Raw genomic sequence first — 15,323 nt, 5'->3', positions numbered from 1 at the left:
ATCTATTAAGAGAGATTATGAAATCTCTCTTAGGGTTTCAATAGTATCTCTTAAAACTTTAATTTGAAGAGCTTTATCTGTAGTTGATAAATTTGAGTTTTCAACTTCAGCTATTTTTTCATTTACAAATTTTAAATCATCTTCAACTGATGAAAAGAAAGCAAATTCTTTTAGCATAGTTGAAACTCTTTGAATATCAAGTTTATATTTTTCAAGATCATCATTTTTAAATTGTTCAGAATCTAATGACATTTCAAAACCTCTATCACTTTGAAATTCACCTAAATATTCAACTACAAAATCATAATTATTAGTTGGATATTGATTTTCAAAATGTTTGATACCTTGAGATAATGCAGTAGATTTATCATCACTATAAGTGTAATAACTATCTATAAAATGATGATTATTTTTTTCAAAAACTTGGATTTCATAATTAGGTTCTAATTCTTCATACATAATAAAGCCTTTATTTTTTTAAAATTATACAATGTTATTTTTGTTTAATTTTAAAATATTACATATTGAAATAAAAAAAGGAGTACAAATTGAGTAGAAAAAGAAAAACAAAAAATGATATCTTACTTTCGAATATTGAAGTAATAAAAACTCTTTTAATAAATCTATATACTATTCCTAAACAACTAGCTTATATTAGTCAAAATAATAAAAGCAATTTTAGTGTATCAGATACTACATATATGAAATTTTTAAATGACTATTTACAAAAAGAGTATGAGCAGTATAAAAAGAATCTATATTTTAAAACAAGAATTTCAAAAATAAAAGAAGTAGCCAAAATATATACAATTATAGAGTTCCAATTTCAAGAATTAAATTTTACTGGTTATATAAATGGAAATACTAAATTAGATTTAACAATAGAAGATTATAAGCATTTTATGATTAGATATTTTAAAAATTAAATTATTTCTATAAAAATAATCATTGTATTATTTATTTATAACTATAATTAATACGTAATAAATTTTTTTGAATAAAAGGTATATTGAATGATATTAAAGAATATTGATGAACATAAAGAAAAACAAATAACTATTTTAAAGAATTTATTAAATCTCTCTCAAAATGAAAATCAAAAAATTTTAATAAAAAAAGAACTTTCAAAACTAGAAACTGGTTTAAAGGGAGAAAAAGATACAGCTTATTTTATAGATTTTAAATTGAATGATAGTGATAACTATGTAGTACTTCATGATTTAAGATTTGAAACTGAAAAATTTTCAGCTCAAATAGATCATTTATTAATTAATAAAGCAATTGGTATCATCTTAGTTGAAACAAAACATACAAAAGCAAAAGTTACAATAAATGATGATGGAACAATGCTTTATGATTATGGTAAGGGAAAATCATACAATCAAGCTAATCCATTAGAACAGTCAAAAAGACATGAACAAATTTTACATGAGATTTTAGAAAAATATAATATGAAAATGCATATTGAATCTTATGTTGTATTTCTTCCTGATGTTGTTATAACAAATAAAGAGTTGCCAAAATATTTTCATAGAGCAGATTCATTTTATGATTCAATAGTTACTAATTTTCAAAGAAGTCCTATGAAAATTTTAGGAGCAATTTCTAAACTTATAACAAATAAAATTCCTACAACTAGAGAAATGGAAAATATAGGAAATATTTTAATCAAAGAACATAAACCAGTAAATATTGATTATGAAAAAAAATATCCTATTTCAAACTCTAAAAATGATTTAGAAAACGAAAAGATCATTGCTATTCAAAATGAAGAACTTAATGATATAGAAATATTATGTAAGAAAAATAATATTGATATTTCAACTTTTAAAGAGATAAAACATGCAGATAAATATATGGGTAAACCAATGGTAAGTTTTATTTGTAAAAAATGTGAAACTACTCAAAAAAAAGGTTTTAAAACATTTACTCAAACAAAAGTTTTATGTAAAGTTTGTGAGTGTTAATTAAAAGAATTAGTAAGTTTTAGAACCTTGTCAATCTGATAAAATAATATCAAGAATTGACAAGAAGAATAATCATACTCTTTAAAATTTAAGCAGTAACTTGAACTTTAACACCAAGTGAACCAAGTATTTTCATAATAGTGTCAAATTTAGGTTTTGTACCTTTATGAAAAGTTTTATATAAACTTTCTCTACCTAATCCTGTTTCACTTGCTATTTGGCTCATACCTTTTGCTTTTGCAATATTTCCAAGAGCTTCTAGTAATTCATCCATATCCCCATCTGCTAAGATTTGAGATAGGTATTCTGCTATTACTTCTTTATTATCAAGATATTGTGCTATATCAAAGTTTGTAAGTTCTACATTACTCATTTTCAAGCTCCTTTAAAATCTCATTTGCTTTTTTAATATCATCACTTTGTGATGATTTATCACCACCAACTAATAAAACAATAATTTCATCATCTTTTTGAGTATAGTAAACTCTATATCCTGGACCCGTTGGAATTCTAAGTTCACTTATATTATTACCAACTGATTTATGGTCTCCAAAGTTTCCTAATTTCATTATCTCAACTCTTCGTAATACTGCAACTTTACCTTGAGTATCTTTGAGCTTTAACAACTATTTTGAAAAAATATTTGTTTTATTAAATACATAAGTTATTGTATCTTAGAAGATACATAATGTCAAGAAGATAAAAATTTTATTCACTAAAAACTTCCTGTATTTTTAAACTGGTTAAATCTCATATTATCCAAACCATTTTTTAATCCAAACATTCTTGCATAACCATCACCATCTTCAGATTTATTTCCATGATAAAAAGAAAACTGATTTCTAAATTCTTCAATATCAAAATTTAATTTTAGAGGATTTTTTGATAAATAAACATATAAATATGCACTTCTAAGTCTTGCTTGGTTTGAAAGAGTTTTATCATTTGCTAATTTTTTCCAAATAGCAGTATCTCTATCTAATAAAAGAGGATAAAGTTCATTTTCAAAATCTAATTGAGAAGTAAAATATTTTTCATTTTCTAATATTCTTAAAAAAGTTTGTTTATTAGCTTTTTGAATTAAATATTTTGCTCTGTCTGGGCATAGATTATCAAGTAAGTTTTTTAGATTTTTATTAGTTTTTAAAAACTCTAAATCTTCTCCAAAAAGTTCTATCATATCTTTTTTAGTCATTTTAAATCTCTATTTGTTTAATTTTAACCCAAGAGCCATTACCACTCTCATTTGAGTATCCTAAGGGATTGCAGATACATTTAACATTATATTCTTCATATTCTAGTTCTTCATGAGTATGACCGAATATCCAATATTTCATATTTCCATTTTTTAAATATTTTTCACCATCAAAAGTAAAAAAAGTATTTGATGGACTATTTTGAAATCTAACATTTACATTTTCATTTTTAGCAGATGGATTTACATGAGTAATCATTACATCACAATCTTTATAGATTGATTCTATTTTTGGTTTTTCAATTTCAAAGATATCATTAAAATTTTCAATACCTACAATAAATTTAGAATCAGGAGTACAGTTAAACCACATTTGATTAGTTGATTTGATAGAAAACTCCTCATTTGGATAATTTACTTTTAAATATCCATCATCATACCAAGAATCAGCTCCACCAAACTTAAGACCATCTATTTCAATAATATTTCCATTTAAGCAATACATACTATCTTTAGAGTTAATTAAATTTCTCATATTTTCAACTCTTTCAAAAGAGTTTGAAAATAGTTTTTTATTTGTTTTTCCCATTAAATAATAATCATGATTTCCAAGAACACAGATTATATTTTTATAATACTCTTTTAGAATCTTTAATATTTTTATATTTTGTTCATTATCATGACCTAAATCACCTGCAATTAGTAAAACATCACCATAGTTATTAAAATCAATAATTTGGCTATAAAATTTGATTACATCATCACTTTTATATTTATTGTAAAAGTAGTTATCAAAGTGAACATCACTTAATATATCTATTTTCATTTTATTAATCCTCTAGTGCAAATTAGTGTAAAATTGAAGCTATTTAAGTTTTGGTTAAACTAAACAAATATTTATAAATATATTTACTATTGTTTTAAATTAGCAAATATATCATGAACTTTTTTTTCTTTATTAATTTTATTCTCAATAACTATATCTTCATTAGTAGTATTTTCTTTTTTGATATTATTCGATACATCTTTATTTGAAAATCTTCTTTTACAAAAACCTTGTAAATTAGAATAAGAAACTTTACAATTACAATCTTCTTCTAAAAAACTTTGTACTTGTTTTAAACTAAAATTTGCTTCATATAACAAATATTCAATTGCTTTTAAATGATCATCTAATTTTGATTTTCGTCCTAAGCCTTGCTCTTTTTGAGCTCTTTTTTTTGCCAATGATAAAGAATCCATATTATCGCCTTATATTTAATAAATTATCTATTAATATCTTATTAAATAGTATTATAATAAAAATATCTTACATCTTACCTTATAATATCGTATTAAAACTTCTAAATAATATTTATACCTAATTTAATATCTTATATTTGCAATTTAAAATAATCAAAAAAGAAACTAAGCGAGTATGCCAAATGTGGTCACAAATTTCTAACGCAATTTATTCCCAATTTGACCTCTCGTTGTTCACCAAAGGTGACAATTTAAATTAACATCTGCTTTTGAGATTGTTAATACACTTCTTAGTCTTGCTCCAGTTGATATACTTAGTGCTAAAAATACTTTTATATTTTCAGTTACTTCATCTTTAATTTGATTATCAAAATATTCTTGTCTATGTAGAAATATCTTATAAAAAATGTACTAATTCATGAAATAATATTCTGTCAATATTTTTTTCTTTATTAATTTTAACTAAAAAGAATGAAGGAAAATAAATTCTTTCATTACAATTATGAAGCTTATAGATCACGCAGATATAAGTCAAACTATTAGATATGCAAAATTAAGTCCGGATAATAGATTTAGAAATATTGCAACTTTACCATTTAGAAAGATATAAGCAAAAAAATAATAATATAATTTAAAATAATTAGGATTAATATTTGGTACTTATTTCTATTCTTGGGGATTTTCATTCATCTATACTCCCAATTTTTTATGAATTTAAAGAAGAAATAACTAAGCATATTTTGATATATGATGATAGTGAACATGATACTAAGCAATTAAAAAAGATTTTAAAAGGTCAAGAATTTTTTCTTTCAAATTACGAAACTCAAGATGAAAAAAAACTTGACTTTAAACTTATTCCTATTAAAGTAAAAGAAGATAGTTTTGAAAGTATTCAGCAATGCTATAAAGAAATTATTAAACATTCACAAAATCCAAAAGAGATTTTTTTAAATAGTACAGATGGATTAACTTCAATTACACTAGTTTTAACAAATCAACTTCTTGAATTAGGCTCAAATATAATAGTCTATGATAGATATTCAAACACTTACAATCTACATTCAAAAAACAGTATGACAAAACATAAAGTGGAAAAAATAATAGATATTAAAAATCATCTAAGACTAAAAGGATATGACTTAGTTGGTTTTACAAACAGATTTACTTTAGAGAGAAGAAAGCCTTGCATAAAAGAGATTACTCAAAATCTTTCACAATTCAAGAATTTTGCAAATACATACACTAGAACAGATTCATCAAAAGATTTTTACAAAGGTTTAATTCAACAAATGGGTGAAAACAAAGAACAATTTGTAAAAGGTGGAATTTTTGAGGAATATATTTATTGGCTTATTAAAGATAATTTTGATGTTGATGATATTATGACAGGTGTTACTGTTCAGTTTGATAAAGATGTCAATAATGAAATTGATATTTTGATTATGAAAGATAATCATCTTCACACTATTGAGTGCAAATTTACTGATAATTTTAAAACATCTGAGTATCTCTATAAAACAGATTCAATTATAGACTACATTGATGATGACGGTAAGGGAATGATTTTAACTGTAGGAAATAAAAATATAGGTCATCAAGATTTAGCTCGTGCAAAAAATGACAATATAAATTTTTATGCGGTTAAAAAATTTGATGAGCACCATTTTCTTGATGAATGTAGAAGATGGTTTTGCATAAAGGGTAAATAGTGTTTTTTAAAAGCTTTGTTTCAAAAAATCAAATTAAAAATGGAGATGCAATTTGGATTAGTATGTGCGGAAATATTTGCATAATTATTGATGCTGTATCAATTTCTAAAAATCCTGAATATACAAAAAAATCCATTGAAGAGTTTTTAAATGAAGAGGAAAATGAATTATTGACTTATTCAAATCAAAAGATAATTGAAAAGACAAATGATTATTTAATAGAAAAAAATGATGATATGCTTGCAAGTGTATGCATTTTAAAAAAATTAGACAATACAATCTACTACAGCTCTGTAGGTAATACTCAAATATTAAAAGTAACTGCCACCCAAACAACTCCTCTAATAGCTTTTTCAAATCAACCAGAAAGTGTTTTAGGCATGATTAATATTGAAATCATTTCAGGTAGTTTTTCTATTGATAATGCTGCAACATATATTGCAGCTACTGATGGACTTGATTTTAAAGAATTTAAGCTTAGTGACTTAGATAATCTAAAAAATAACAATGATTGGTACTCTTTTGCAAATAAAATTAAAAAAGAAAACGATTGGTCATTTTGTCTTTTCCCTTTTGAAAAAACTCTTAGTTATGAAAACTATGAATGGCCATATTTTCCTTTCATTGGTCCACAAGAAGAGTATGAGCATGAAAAAGACGGCTTAGCAAAAATAGCAAATACACTTTTTAGTGATCTAGATTTTAACGGATTTAAAATACTTGGTGGTGCTGAAATAGCAGTAAAAAATAGTTTTAGAAAATTAGATGGAATACTTATTTCGCCTTTTGGTGTAGTTTTGTTAGAGTTAAAAGATTGGTATGGTGATATAGAAGTACCTATTGAAGGTAGAGGTCGTCCAATGAAAGCAAATTTTGAGGGAAGTATTCACACTGATACTTCACCGATAGTTAAAATTAATGAAGCTATGGATGACTTTACATCATGGAGTATTTTTAAAGATATAGAACTTCAAGAAAAACGAATTGGTGCAATAATTTTTACACACAATAACTCTAAGATACAATGTATAGATGGGATAGGAAATCCGCTTGATGGTATTTATAAAAGTGGCAATATTCTTATTTCTAATGTAGCAAGTTTTCCTAAAATTTTAAAGCAATATTGGAAAAATGATATATCTAAAGGAAAAAAATACAGACTCTCGCTTGAGCAAATAGAATCAATTTGCAATAGCTATTTATCGAATGAATCAAGCCAAAGTATAGATAAATCCAGTATATCTATTAAAAATGGGAAATATTCTTTCAATCTAAACGATAAAGATGAAAACTTATTCACAGAATACTATACGCTATACCAAGGAATTGATACCAGAAAAAATAAGCTTGTTTGGATTAAAGAGTATGAGCTAACAACTATTTCAAAAGGCTCTCTTGAAGAGGAAGCTAATCGCATAAAACGAGAAGCAGATGCTCTTCAAGATTTGAATAAATCACATAATGTACAAGATTTTAAAGATGAAGATCAAATAGGGACAAAACTTTATATAGTGTTGGAGTATATTGATGGTCTTACTCTGCAAGAATTTCTCACTAGTAATAATGCCTCTCACCTTCAAAAACTTCAAATTATCTACAAAATGGCATTAACACTGAAAGAGTTAGAAGATGAATCAGTTATCCATAGAGCATTGAACCCTAAGAACATTATTATTACACCTGATAACAAACCTATACTTATAAACTTTGAACTTTGTAAGCTAGATTTTTTACCTACTTTACCTCCAAGGGGGCGAAGATTATTTGATAGTGCTTATGAGGCACGAGAGGTTAATGCAAATGCGAGTAGTGATATTTCAATTGCTGCGGATATTTATAGTCTAGGGCAAATTATTTGTGAAATGTTAAGAGGTAGTTTGCTTTTTTCAAATCAAAAAGAGAGAATGTTAGTAGCTAAAAAAGACAAAAATTGGCATATCACACTTTGCAATGAGTGTAATTTACCTAATATTGCAGCAAATCATTTAAAAAGTATTTTAAGTAATGATCCATCTTCAAGACCAACTGTTGATGAATTGATAGAATACATAAAATCTTGGATTGGAGAATGAAATTGATAGCTAAAAATGAAAGGTTAAATATTGATTTACAGATAAGTTTTCATGTTTTAGAGGAACTTTACTACTCAAATATCACCAAAAGAGGTCTTTATAAAATCTATAATCAAGAGATAGGTTCTTATTATGCTTTAAAAGTCTATGATGTAAAAATGAATGACATTCAAGACATAGAAAAAGAGATAATTTCTTATAATAAAAATGCCAATAAAATCAATTTCCCAAAAATACATCATAAATTTCAAAAAGATAATTTGGTTTGTGTTGTGATGGACTGGATTGATGGCAAAACCGCTACCAATACTTTTAAAACGCCACCTCGAGATGGTTTTGAAATCAAACAAAGAATAAATTACTGTATTGAGATTTGCACTATTATGCAAAAAGTTCATCAAAATCGTATTATACATAGAGATTTAAAGCCTGATAATATTCTTATAACTAACCCTAAAGGTGCTAGAGGTGGAGTAAGTATTATTGACTTTGGATTATCCGCATTAAAACGAAATCTACAAGGAGAAGGTACACCTATTTTTCAATCACCAGAGCAAGAACTAGGTATTGGAACTATTGGAACTTGGAGTGATATTTATGCATTAGGACATGTATTTTATTATATCTTACATTCAAGTAATCTATCACTTATACCTAATGATGATTTTAATGAATGGTTTGATTTTCAATTAGATGAACTAAGTTGTCAATGTGATACAACAATTTACCAAAAAACTTTTAAAGGGATGTTGGAGTTTAACAGTAAGAATAGAACAAACAATTTAAGTGCAATTATAAATGATTTAAAAACTCTACAAAGAAGCATTAGATGAGCATATGGAATAATAAAACAATACCGTTTTGGCAAGAGACATTAGTTTTTGCAAATAGCTTTTCAATTTTAATATCAGAGGGTAAAGACTATAGAGCTGGATGGCCAGAATCATTTCAACCCTCGATGAGTGAAATACTTAATGAACTAACAAAAAGTAGAACCTCATATATAAGGCTTGATAATAAAGGCGATAGAGTCTTTATTAATATATTATCAGGGAAAATAATTGTTTCTTGTACACTCAATTTAGAAAAAAACAAAGTTTTTTTAAATGGTAATAATGGACTTACATTTGCTACAAATATTAAAAAAACTGACTTTATAAAATACGGTATCAGAATTAATCATAGTGGAATTTTTATATTATCCGGAAGAGACTATAATCAAAAATATACAGAGAGTGATGATGTAAGACTAGCTAATGATATAAAAAATTTAGCTACTAAAATAGATACTATTAATACAAAAATTATCAAATCAAATGAACAGCAAGTTAATGATGAAGATGAATTTAGTGAGAGTGAATCATCAAAAATTGAAGAGATTTTAGAAACACTTGAAGCTTATGTAAACAAAGAGTATGAAATTGAAGATGCTAAAGCAAGAGCAGAAAAGCCTTTTGTATATACTGATTTTAAAGCTGAAAATATTGCAAGTACCTATAAATACTATTTCAGAATAACACTTTTAAAAGAGGATATAAAAAGATTAAGAGAACTTAGTCCATCGATGATTCAGATTAAAAAAACAGATGAAACATTTATGGATTTAGAGGTTTTCAACATCAAACCTGATAATTCTCCTCATGATATTATAGTTACTACATCTCGTCAAAATGATATAAGTACAATAGATAGCACAAATGAAATTTATTTAGCAGCTATTCCGACACTTCAAAAAGTAAGACAACGAGTTATTGATGATTTAAGAGGAAAAGTTAGTCCAAATAAGTGGTTAGTTCCACTTGCTGCTGGGGTATATAAGTTTAAAAAAACTATTAAGCAGAGTGTTCCTGAGTATAACAAAGAAAGACCGCTCCTTCCTGCACAAAAAGATGGTGTTGATAAGGGAGCTGGGAGTGAAGATATAACTTTAGTTCTTGGACCTCCAGGAACAGGTAAAACAACAGTAATCTTGAGTTGGGTGAAATATTTTGTGGCTCAAGGCAAAAAAGTACTTGTTACTTCTCAAAGCAATATGGCTGTTGATAATGTTCTTATAAGACTTGATGAAGAGAAAGAGTTTGAGTGCTTACGAGTTGGAAACGAATCAAAAGTTATGAGAGAAGCACATGGACTTTTACTTGAAAACTATGCTCTTAATGCTCAATCAAAATTAGTTGTGAGTTTATATGATGTAATGAAGTCACTACATAGCAGTAAAACTTATTTAAGTACACTAAATTCTATACTAAGAGAGCTACTGCAATACAATATAAAAAATACAGAATTCAATACTGAGATTAATGGTTACAAAAGAAATATAAATGACCAAAATAATAAATTAAAGACTATTACATCCAATATAAGTAATTTAAAGACAGATAATAACTTCTTAGAAGAGTTGATTAATGCTTTGCAATATCATCAATCTATAACAACTATTCAAAACAAGTTATCTTTAAAAAAAGAGGAACTAGACTCAAATGAAAAAAGAGAAAATTCACTCAAAGAACAATTAAATAAAGATTCATCAAAGTTTGATACTTTAAAAAAAGAGCTTGTTGAAGTTAAACAAAAAGTGGATAGTTATCCATCTCGTTCAGCTATTGCAAAAGTTTTTATGTATCTTCCAAACAAAAAAAACATTTATAAAATTGAGAGTTTAACTCATGATATAGCATCACTTGAAAAATCAATAATTACATCAAAACAAGAGATAGAAAATATCATCACTTTAAAACTAACTATAACTGAAGCTATAGAAGAGATAAGTGCCAAATTTGATTCAGCAAAATCAAATGTACCGACATTTGGACATAATCTATCAATGCAAAATTGTGAAGCCAAATATGAAGAGTTTTTCAAAAAGCAGACAATTTTTAATAAGATAGGTTTAGTTGCGGGAGAAAATCTTGAATTAAAAATAGAACATAGTCAAAAAATACTAGTAGAGAACACGAATACAATAAGTGAACTAAATGAACTATTAAATAAGGATTATGAACAACTAAATAAATTCAACACTGAACTTGAAGATATTAATAAAAGATACCTAGATTTTACAAAGTCAAAACCTCAAATTCCAGAGTTTGTATCATGTCAGTACATTGACGACAAAATTTACAAAAGCTTTTATCCAAGTGATGATATGTGTAATAGACTCATTTCTCAAACATCTACTGATTTAAACTTTTATACTTCTCTTATTGAAATAGTCTCAGTTTGGGAAAGAAGTATGCACAGCGAGAGACAAAGTTCATTATATGAAACGATTTTAGAGTATGTGGATGTTGTTGGAGCTACATGTATAGGAATTAACTCTAACAAGCTTTTTGCAAATATCCCTTTTGATGTGGTTATTGTAGATGAGAGTGGTCAAATTCAGCTTCATAATCTTATGGTGCCTCTATCTCGTGCATCTAAAGCAATTTTAGTTGGAGATCATAAACAACTACCTCCTGTAGTAGATGATGAACTAGCAGCTGAACTTGAAGAACAAGGGTTTGACCCAATCTTTTTACAAAAAAGTTGGTTTGAAATTTTATGGGATCCAATGCCAGAAGATCATAAAACTATGCTTGATACTCAATTTAGATGTCCTGCTATTATTAGTGATTTTGTATCGAAAGCATTTTATGAAAGTAAATATTTTGCAGGAAGTGGTATGGAGAAAAAACAACCTATTCTGCCTTATTTTAACTCTACAATGACATTTATAGATACATCAAAAGTATTTCCAAGTTTTGAGCAATCAAGAATAACTGATGGAAGAACGGAAGTTTTAGGGAATGAAGTTGAAACAACAATAATTATAAAGACATTAATGAATTTTATAAAAGAGCTTCCTTATTTAGCTGAGAAAAATGAGATTGGAATTATTGTTCCATACAAAAACCATGTACTTGAAGTAAAAAGAACGATAAAGAAATTAAAACTTGATATTGGTAATTTGAATGTCGAGGATTTAGTAGCATCTGTTGATAGTTATCAAGGACAAGAGAGAGATGTAATAATATTTGCCTTTAGTAGGTCAAATAAAGGTGGAAATGTTGGTTTCTTAGCTGATTGGCGAAGATTAAATGTTGCAATGACTAGAACTAAAAAACAGTTGATTATGGTTGGAAGTCTAAAAACTCTAACAATGGACAATCAAAAAAAGCATGAAGCAGAGTTTAAACAAGCAATGAGAATATTAGAATCTGAGCTAAGAGCAAAAGACTCAATTATAGATGGTAGAAAATTTGTAAATGGAGCCAAAAAATGAAACAAAAAAGAAAATTCATAGATTATTTCGACTCCGTTTTCGAAAAAAATAAAAATAATGAACTGATAGTTTATAAAAAAAGCTCATTTTATCCTTGTGTTCAAATTGAAGTTATTACTGTTGAAAAATCAAGAGAAGATATGGGCATTTTGGAGATGACTATATTAAAGCTTATCAAATTAGGTATATCTGATATTGAACAAATTGCAAAACTTACTGGATTTAATAAGCCTGATAAACTCCATGCACTTATTGATGAGATGATTGGGTATGGGATGATAGAACTTAAAAATAATAAGCTTTTTATCTCCGAAATAGGAAAAGAGAGTATCTCTTGTGGTCATCAGATGATAGCCACTCGTACTTCTTTACTTCTGTGTGGTATTACAGGAAAACTTCTTCAAAAAGCTATGTATGGTGCTAAAAGAGTTGAAGTAGATGAGCTTTCATCTTGTATAGGCTTTAAATATCTAATTGATGAAAAGCCAACCATTTCATTAGAGAGCTTGAATTTAAAAGGTATTGACAAAAGAAAATACAATATTAAAGATGAAGTTGATTATATCTCTGAGTACTTAGACTATACTCAAGTGTTTTTAGAAGCTGATATTACAATCTATAAAACAACAGCAAAGAATTATCTACCTGAAATTTCAATCAACAAAGAAAAAGTTGATTGGGCTATAGATTCTAAACAATTACTGAGTGAAATTAGTATAGATACTACAAAACTTAGCGATTTAGCATTTAATTTTAAAACCTATTTTAGTGAATTTGGATTTAACGATATACAAGTAAAAGACAAAGAATTTAATTGCGTAGAGATAGAGTGTTCATCAATATTATCAAAAACTATCAAATCTGATTTTAATGGGCATCCATTACTAGCTTATATTGGTTCATTTTCTAATTCATCTAATCAGTTTGAATATATGCCTATTCCAATTAACAAACTTCCTTTTCCCCAAAAAAAAGATACAAGAGATAAAAAACTTGCATTTTTAATTCAAGGACAAATGATGTATCTTACCACTACATCAAAAGAGATTCTTACTAAGGCATTAATCTACAGAAAACTATATGAAATAAGATATGACTTTTTCAAAATACCTTACGATGAACGAGATAAAAAATTCAATGAATATTTTAATGAAAAAGTGTCATTTCTTGAGTTTGATGAGCAAATAATCCAAGATATAATCGATAACTATTTATCTCAAAGGTATAAAAAGATGATCCATAAAGGAGATGATGAATGATAGAAAAAATAGAACAATACGAAAAACTTAGATCATCTTGGGATGACGCTACTAAACAGCTTGGGAATATGAGAGTATCTAATGGTGGGCATACATCGGTATTTATGTATCCATACAATTATAAATTTCACAATAACTCTAAATCGACGATAAAGTCTTTAAAAAAAAGTGGATGGACACACCATAAAAATAATTCAGAAGATTTTCGTAAAGTTTCCAAGCTTACTGATTATGTTGGTGAAGCACTTTTTAGCAAAAACTATATTTTTTCAAAAGAACTAAATAAAGAGTATGAGCTTTGGGTTGATGGTATAAAAAAGTCATCATGTTTTATCTCAAAAATTGAAGTAGTTTTTTTTGAAAAAGATATAGCAATAATATCTATTTTTACATCATCAACTGATACGATTCAAAATATTTCATCGGTATTAAATAGGGAACTTAGGAATCCAAGTTGTTTGTATTTAGATGAGAAAAATTCAAGAATAATGAGCTTTGATAACTATTTACCAAATGTTGAAGAGTTAAAAAAAATATATATTGATGAAGGTAATGCAATAAGAGGATTTAATGAGTTCCTCTTTTCACTAATCGGTAGTGATGAAGCAATTAAGTTAGAAGAACTTAAATCTGGAAAGTCTAAATATGCGAAATATATAACTGCCATTCATACATATATTGAAAAGGATTTGGAGACAAATCTTTTATTTGCTTATCCAGAACTACAACACGAAACAGATGTAGCTATGAATCTATTGCAAATATGTTCTAATCATCTTTCAACAGCTAATGATTTCATCGTGAATAGTAGAAAATTTGAACAAGATTTAGATTATGTAAGAAGCAATATAAAAAGCTATGGAATAAGATTATGGAGCCTGTGGTCAGGGATAGCAAGTCTTAATTCTTTAGCATTTATATCTATAAATGATGGTGGAAGATCTATAGTGCATCAAAGTAATAATGAAATATATCTCATATTTTTAATAGATTTTTATATAAAACTACGGTTACAGCATTTAGATAAATTGATAATTGATGATAGTTTTATGCAACAAAACAAATCAAGAGAAAATTTAGAAAATCTCTTTATTTTAAAAGCCAAATATTTTTCAGAAGAAGTCGCAGATTCATTTCAACCTGTTGTAATAGATAAAAAAATTAAAGCTGCACTTGGAATTGATTCTTTGATGAAAACAATAGAAGAGAATATAGTTAAAACAAATGAGATTATTAAAGATAATAATTCGGCTGTAATAGCAATTATAGCTGCAATATATGTGGCACTTAATGAACTTGTACCATATTTTACAGATTCTATTATTGTTAAGATTGCAGTTATAGGTATTACAAGTATTATTGCATTTTTATTATGGAAAAAACGAAATATGATCGGGCAAAAAATAGATTATATATTGAGAAAAATTGGTGTGATATGAGATTAATAACAATTTATGATTTCTTTAGATCTTTTATAACCATTTTCATTTAACATTTCTTCTATTGCATCTACTACAGTAATATCTTCGGATGCTTGTGTTACATAAGCATTCATTGCTTATCTTTATCATTAACTTTATTAAATGGATTAGAAATTAAATTGTAACATTGTTCA

General features: G+C 26.7%; 14 protein-coding genes. 8 read left to right on the top strand and 6 right to left on the bottom strand.

Annotation, left to right across the window (positions count from 1 at the left end; translation table 11 throughout):
- Positions 1–15: 15 nt before the first annotated feature.
- Complete coding sequence (locus ABLL_RS04810; protein WP_014473656.1) at positions 16–459, bottom strand: hypothetical protein; 444 nt, start codon at positions 457–459, stop codon at positions 16–18.
- An 89-nt stretch (positions 460–548) separates the two neighbouring features.
- Here ABLL_RS04810 and ABLL_RS04805 point away from each other — a divergent pair, with 89 nt between their 5' ends.
- Both ABLL_RS04805 and ABLL_RS14660 read left to right on the top strand, forming a co-directional pair.
- Positions 549–926 (top strand): hypothetical protein, encoded by a 378-nt coding sequence (locus ABLL_RS04805; RefSeq protein ID WP_014473655.1) that lies wholly within the window; start codon positions 549–551, stop codon positions 924–926.
- An 87-nt stretch (positions 927–1,013) separates the two neighbouring features.
- Positions 1,014–1,967 carry a nuclease-related domain-containing protein gene (locus tag ABLL_RS14660; protein WP_014473654.1) on the top strand — a complete coding sequence of 318 codons (954 nt, stop codon included), beginning with the start codon at positions 1,014–1,016 and terminating at the stop codon, positions 1,965–1,967.
- A gap of 88 nt (positions 1,968–2,055) precedes the next feature.
- Here the strand turns inward: ABLL_RS14660 and ABLL_RS04795 are convergent, their stop codons facing one another.
- The 5 genes from ABLL_RS04795 to ABLL_RS04775 all read right to left on the bottom strand — a co-directional run bounded on the left by ABLL_RS04795 (position 2,056) and on the right by ABLL_RS04775 (position 4,404).
- Positions 2,056–2,340, bottom strand: coding sequence for an addiction module antidote protein (locus tag ABLL_RS04795; RefSeq protein ID WP_014473653.1), 285 nt, complete (start codon positions 2,338–2,340; stop codon positions 2,056–2,058).
- Positions 2,333–2,593: a type II toxin-antitoxin system RelE/ParE family toxin gene (locus ABLL_RS04790; protein ID WP_083840902.1), complete on the bottom strand. Its 261-nt coding sequence runs from the start codon at positions 2,591–2,593 to the stop codon at positions 2,333–2,335. Before ABLL_RS04790 ends, ABLL_RS04795 begins: the two co-directional genes overlap by 8 nt.
- Positions 2,594–2,682: 89 nt before the next feature.
- The gene (locus ABLL_RS04785) at positions 2,683–3,162 is read right to left on the bottom strand and encodes a hypothetical protein (protein WP_014473651.1); all 480 of its coding nucleotides are present in this window, start codon (positions 3,160–3,162) and stop codon (positions 2,683–2,685) included.
- Position 3,163: 1 nt separating this feature from the next.
- Positions 3,164–3,988 carry a metallophosphoesterase gene (locus ABLL_RS04780; protein WP_014473650.1) on the bottom strand — a complete coding sequence of 275 codons (825 nt, stop codon included), beginning with the start codon at positions 3,986–3,988 and terminating at the stop codon, positions 3,164–3,166.
- An 86-nt stretch (positions 3,989–4,074) separates the two neighbouring features.
- Entirely contained in the window at positions 4,075–4,404 is a 330-nt protein-coding gene (locus tag ABLL_RS04775) for a hypothetical protein (RefSeq protein WP_014473649.1), read from the bottom strand.
- 653 nt (positions 4,405–5,057) lie between these two features.
- On the opposite strand from ABLL_RS04775, the gene ABLL_RS04770 reads away from it, so the two are divergent.
- From ABLL_RS04770 to ABLL_RS04745, 6 genes are read left to right on the top strand one after another with little or no spacing between them, the layout of a single operon-like run.
- Complete coding sequence (locus ABLL_RS04770; RefSeq protein WP_014473648.1) at positions 5,058–6,116, top strand: Card1-like endonuclease domain-containing protein; 1,059 nt, start codon at positions 5,058–5,060, stop codon at positions 6,114–6,116.
- Positions 6,116–8,188, top strand: coding sequence for a protein kinase (locus ABLL_RS04765; protein WP_014473647.1), 2,073 nt, complete (start codon positions 6,116–6,118; stop codon positions 8,186–8,188). Before ABLL_RS04770 ends, ABLL_RS04765 begins: the two co-directional genes overlap by 1 nt.
- Positions 8,185–9,021 carry a protein kinase gene (locus tag ABLL_RS04760; protein ID WP_041654687.1) on the top strand — a complete coding sequence of 279 codons (837 nt, stop codon included), beginning with the start codon at positions 8,185–8,187 and terminating at the stop codon, positions 9,019–9,021. The genes ABLL_RS04765 and ABLL_RS04760 overlap by 4 nt, the downstream gene beginning before the upstream one ends.
- Positions 9,018–12,449 (top strand): AAA domain-containing protein, encoded by a 3,432-nt coding sequence (locus ABLL_RS04755; RefSeq protein ID WP_014473645.1) that lies wholly within the window; start codon positions 9,018–9,020, stop codon positions 12,447–12,449. Before ABLL_RS04760 ends, ABLL_RS04755 begins: the two co-directional genes overlap by 4 nt.
- Complete coding sequence (locus ABLL_RS04750; RefSeq protein WP_014473644.1) at positions 12,446–13,708, top strand: hypothetical protein; 1,263 nt, start codon at positions 12,446–12,448, stop codon at positions 13,706–13,708. The genes ABLL_RS04755 and ABLL_RS04750 overlap by 4 nt, the downstream gene beginning before the upstream one ends.
- A complete protein-coding gene (locus ABLL_RS04745; protein WP_014473643.1) occupies positions 13,705–15,147 on the top strand; it encodes a hypothetical protein in 1,443 nt (480 codons plus the stop codon). The genes ABLL_RS04750 and ABLL_RS04745 overlap by 4 nt, the downstream gene beginning before the upstream one ends.
- Positions 15,148–15,323: the final 176 nt, after the last annotated feature.

This window comes from Arcobacter sp. L, assembly GCF_000284235.1.
In the GTDB taxonomy this organism is placed as follows: Bacteria; Campylobacterota; Campylobacteria; order Campylobacterales; family Arcobacteraceae; genus Aliarcobacter; species Aliarcobacter defluvii.
This window is presented reverse-complemented; position numbering and strand designations above follow the sequence as displayed.

Bases quoted from the DNA above. Each gene is read 5' to 3' on its own strand.
- ABLL_RS04810 (WP_014473656.1), bottom strand. From the start codon at position 459: ATGTATGAAGAATTAGAACCTAATTATGAAATCCAAGTTTTTGAAAAA.
- ABLL_RS14660 (WP_014473654.1), top strand. From the start codon at position 1,014: ATGATATTAAAGAATATTGATGAACATAAAGAAAAACAAATAACTATT.
- ABLL_RS04795 (WP_014473653.1), bottom strand. From the start codon at position 2,340: ATGAGTAATGTAGAACTTACAAACTTTGATATAGCACAATATCTTGAT.
- ABLL_RS04785 (WP_014473651.1), bottom strand. From the start codon at position 3,162: ATGACTAAAAAAGATATGATAGAACTTTTTGGAGAAGATTTAGAGTTT.
- ABLL_RS04780 (WP_014473650.1), bottom strand. From the start codon at position 3,988: ATGAAAATAGATATATTAAGTGATGTTCACTTTGATAACTACTTTTAC.
- ABLL_RS04775 (WP_014473649.1), bottom strand. From the start codon at position 4,404: ATGGATTCTTTATCATTGGCAAAAAAAAGAGCTCAAAAAGAGCAAGGC.
- ABLL_RS04760 (WP_041654687.1), top strand. From the start codon at position 8,185: ATGAAATTGATAGCTAAAAATGAAAGGTTAAATATTGATTTACAGATA.
- ABLL_RS04755 (WP_014473645.1), top strand. From the start codon at position 9,018: ATGAGCATATGGAATAATAAAACAATACCGTTTTGGCAAGAGACATTA.
- ABLL_RS04750 (WP_014473644.1), top strand. From the start codon at position 12,446: ATGAAACAAAAAAGAAAATTCATAGATTATTTCGACTCCGTTTTCGAA.
- ABLL_RS04745 (WP_014473643.1), top strand. From the start codon at position 13,705: ATGATAGAAAAAATAGAACAATACGAAAAACTTAGATCATCTTGGGAT.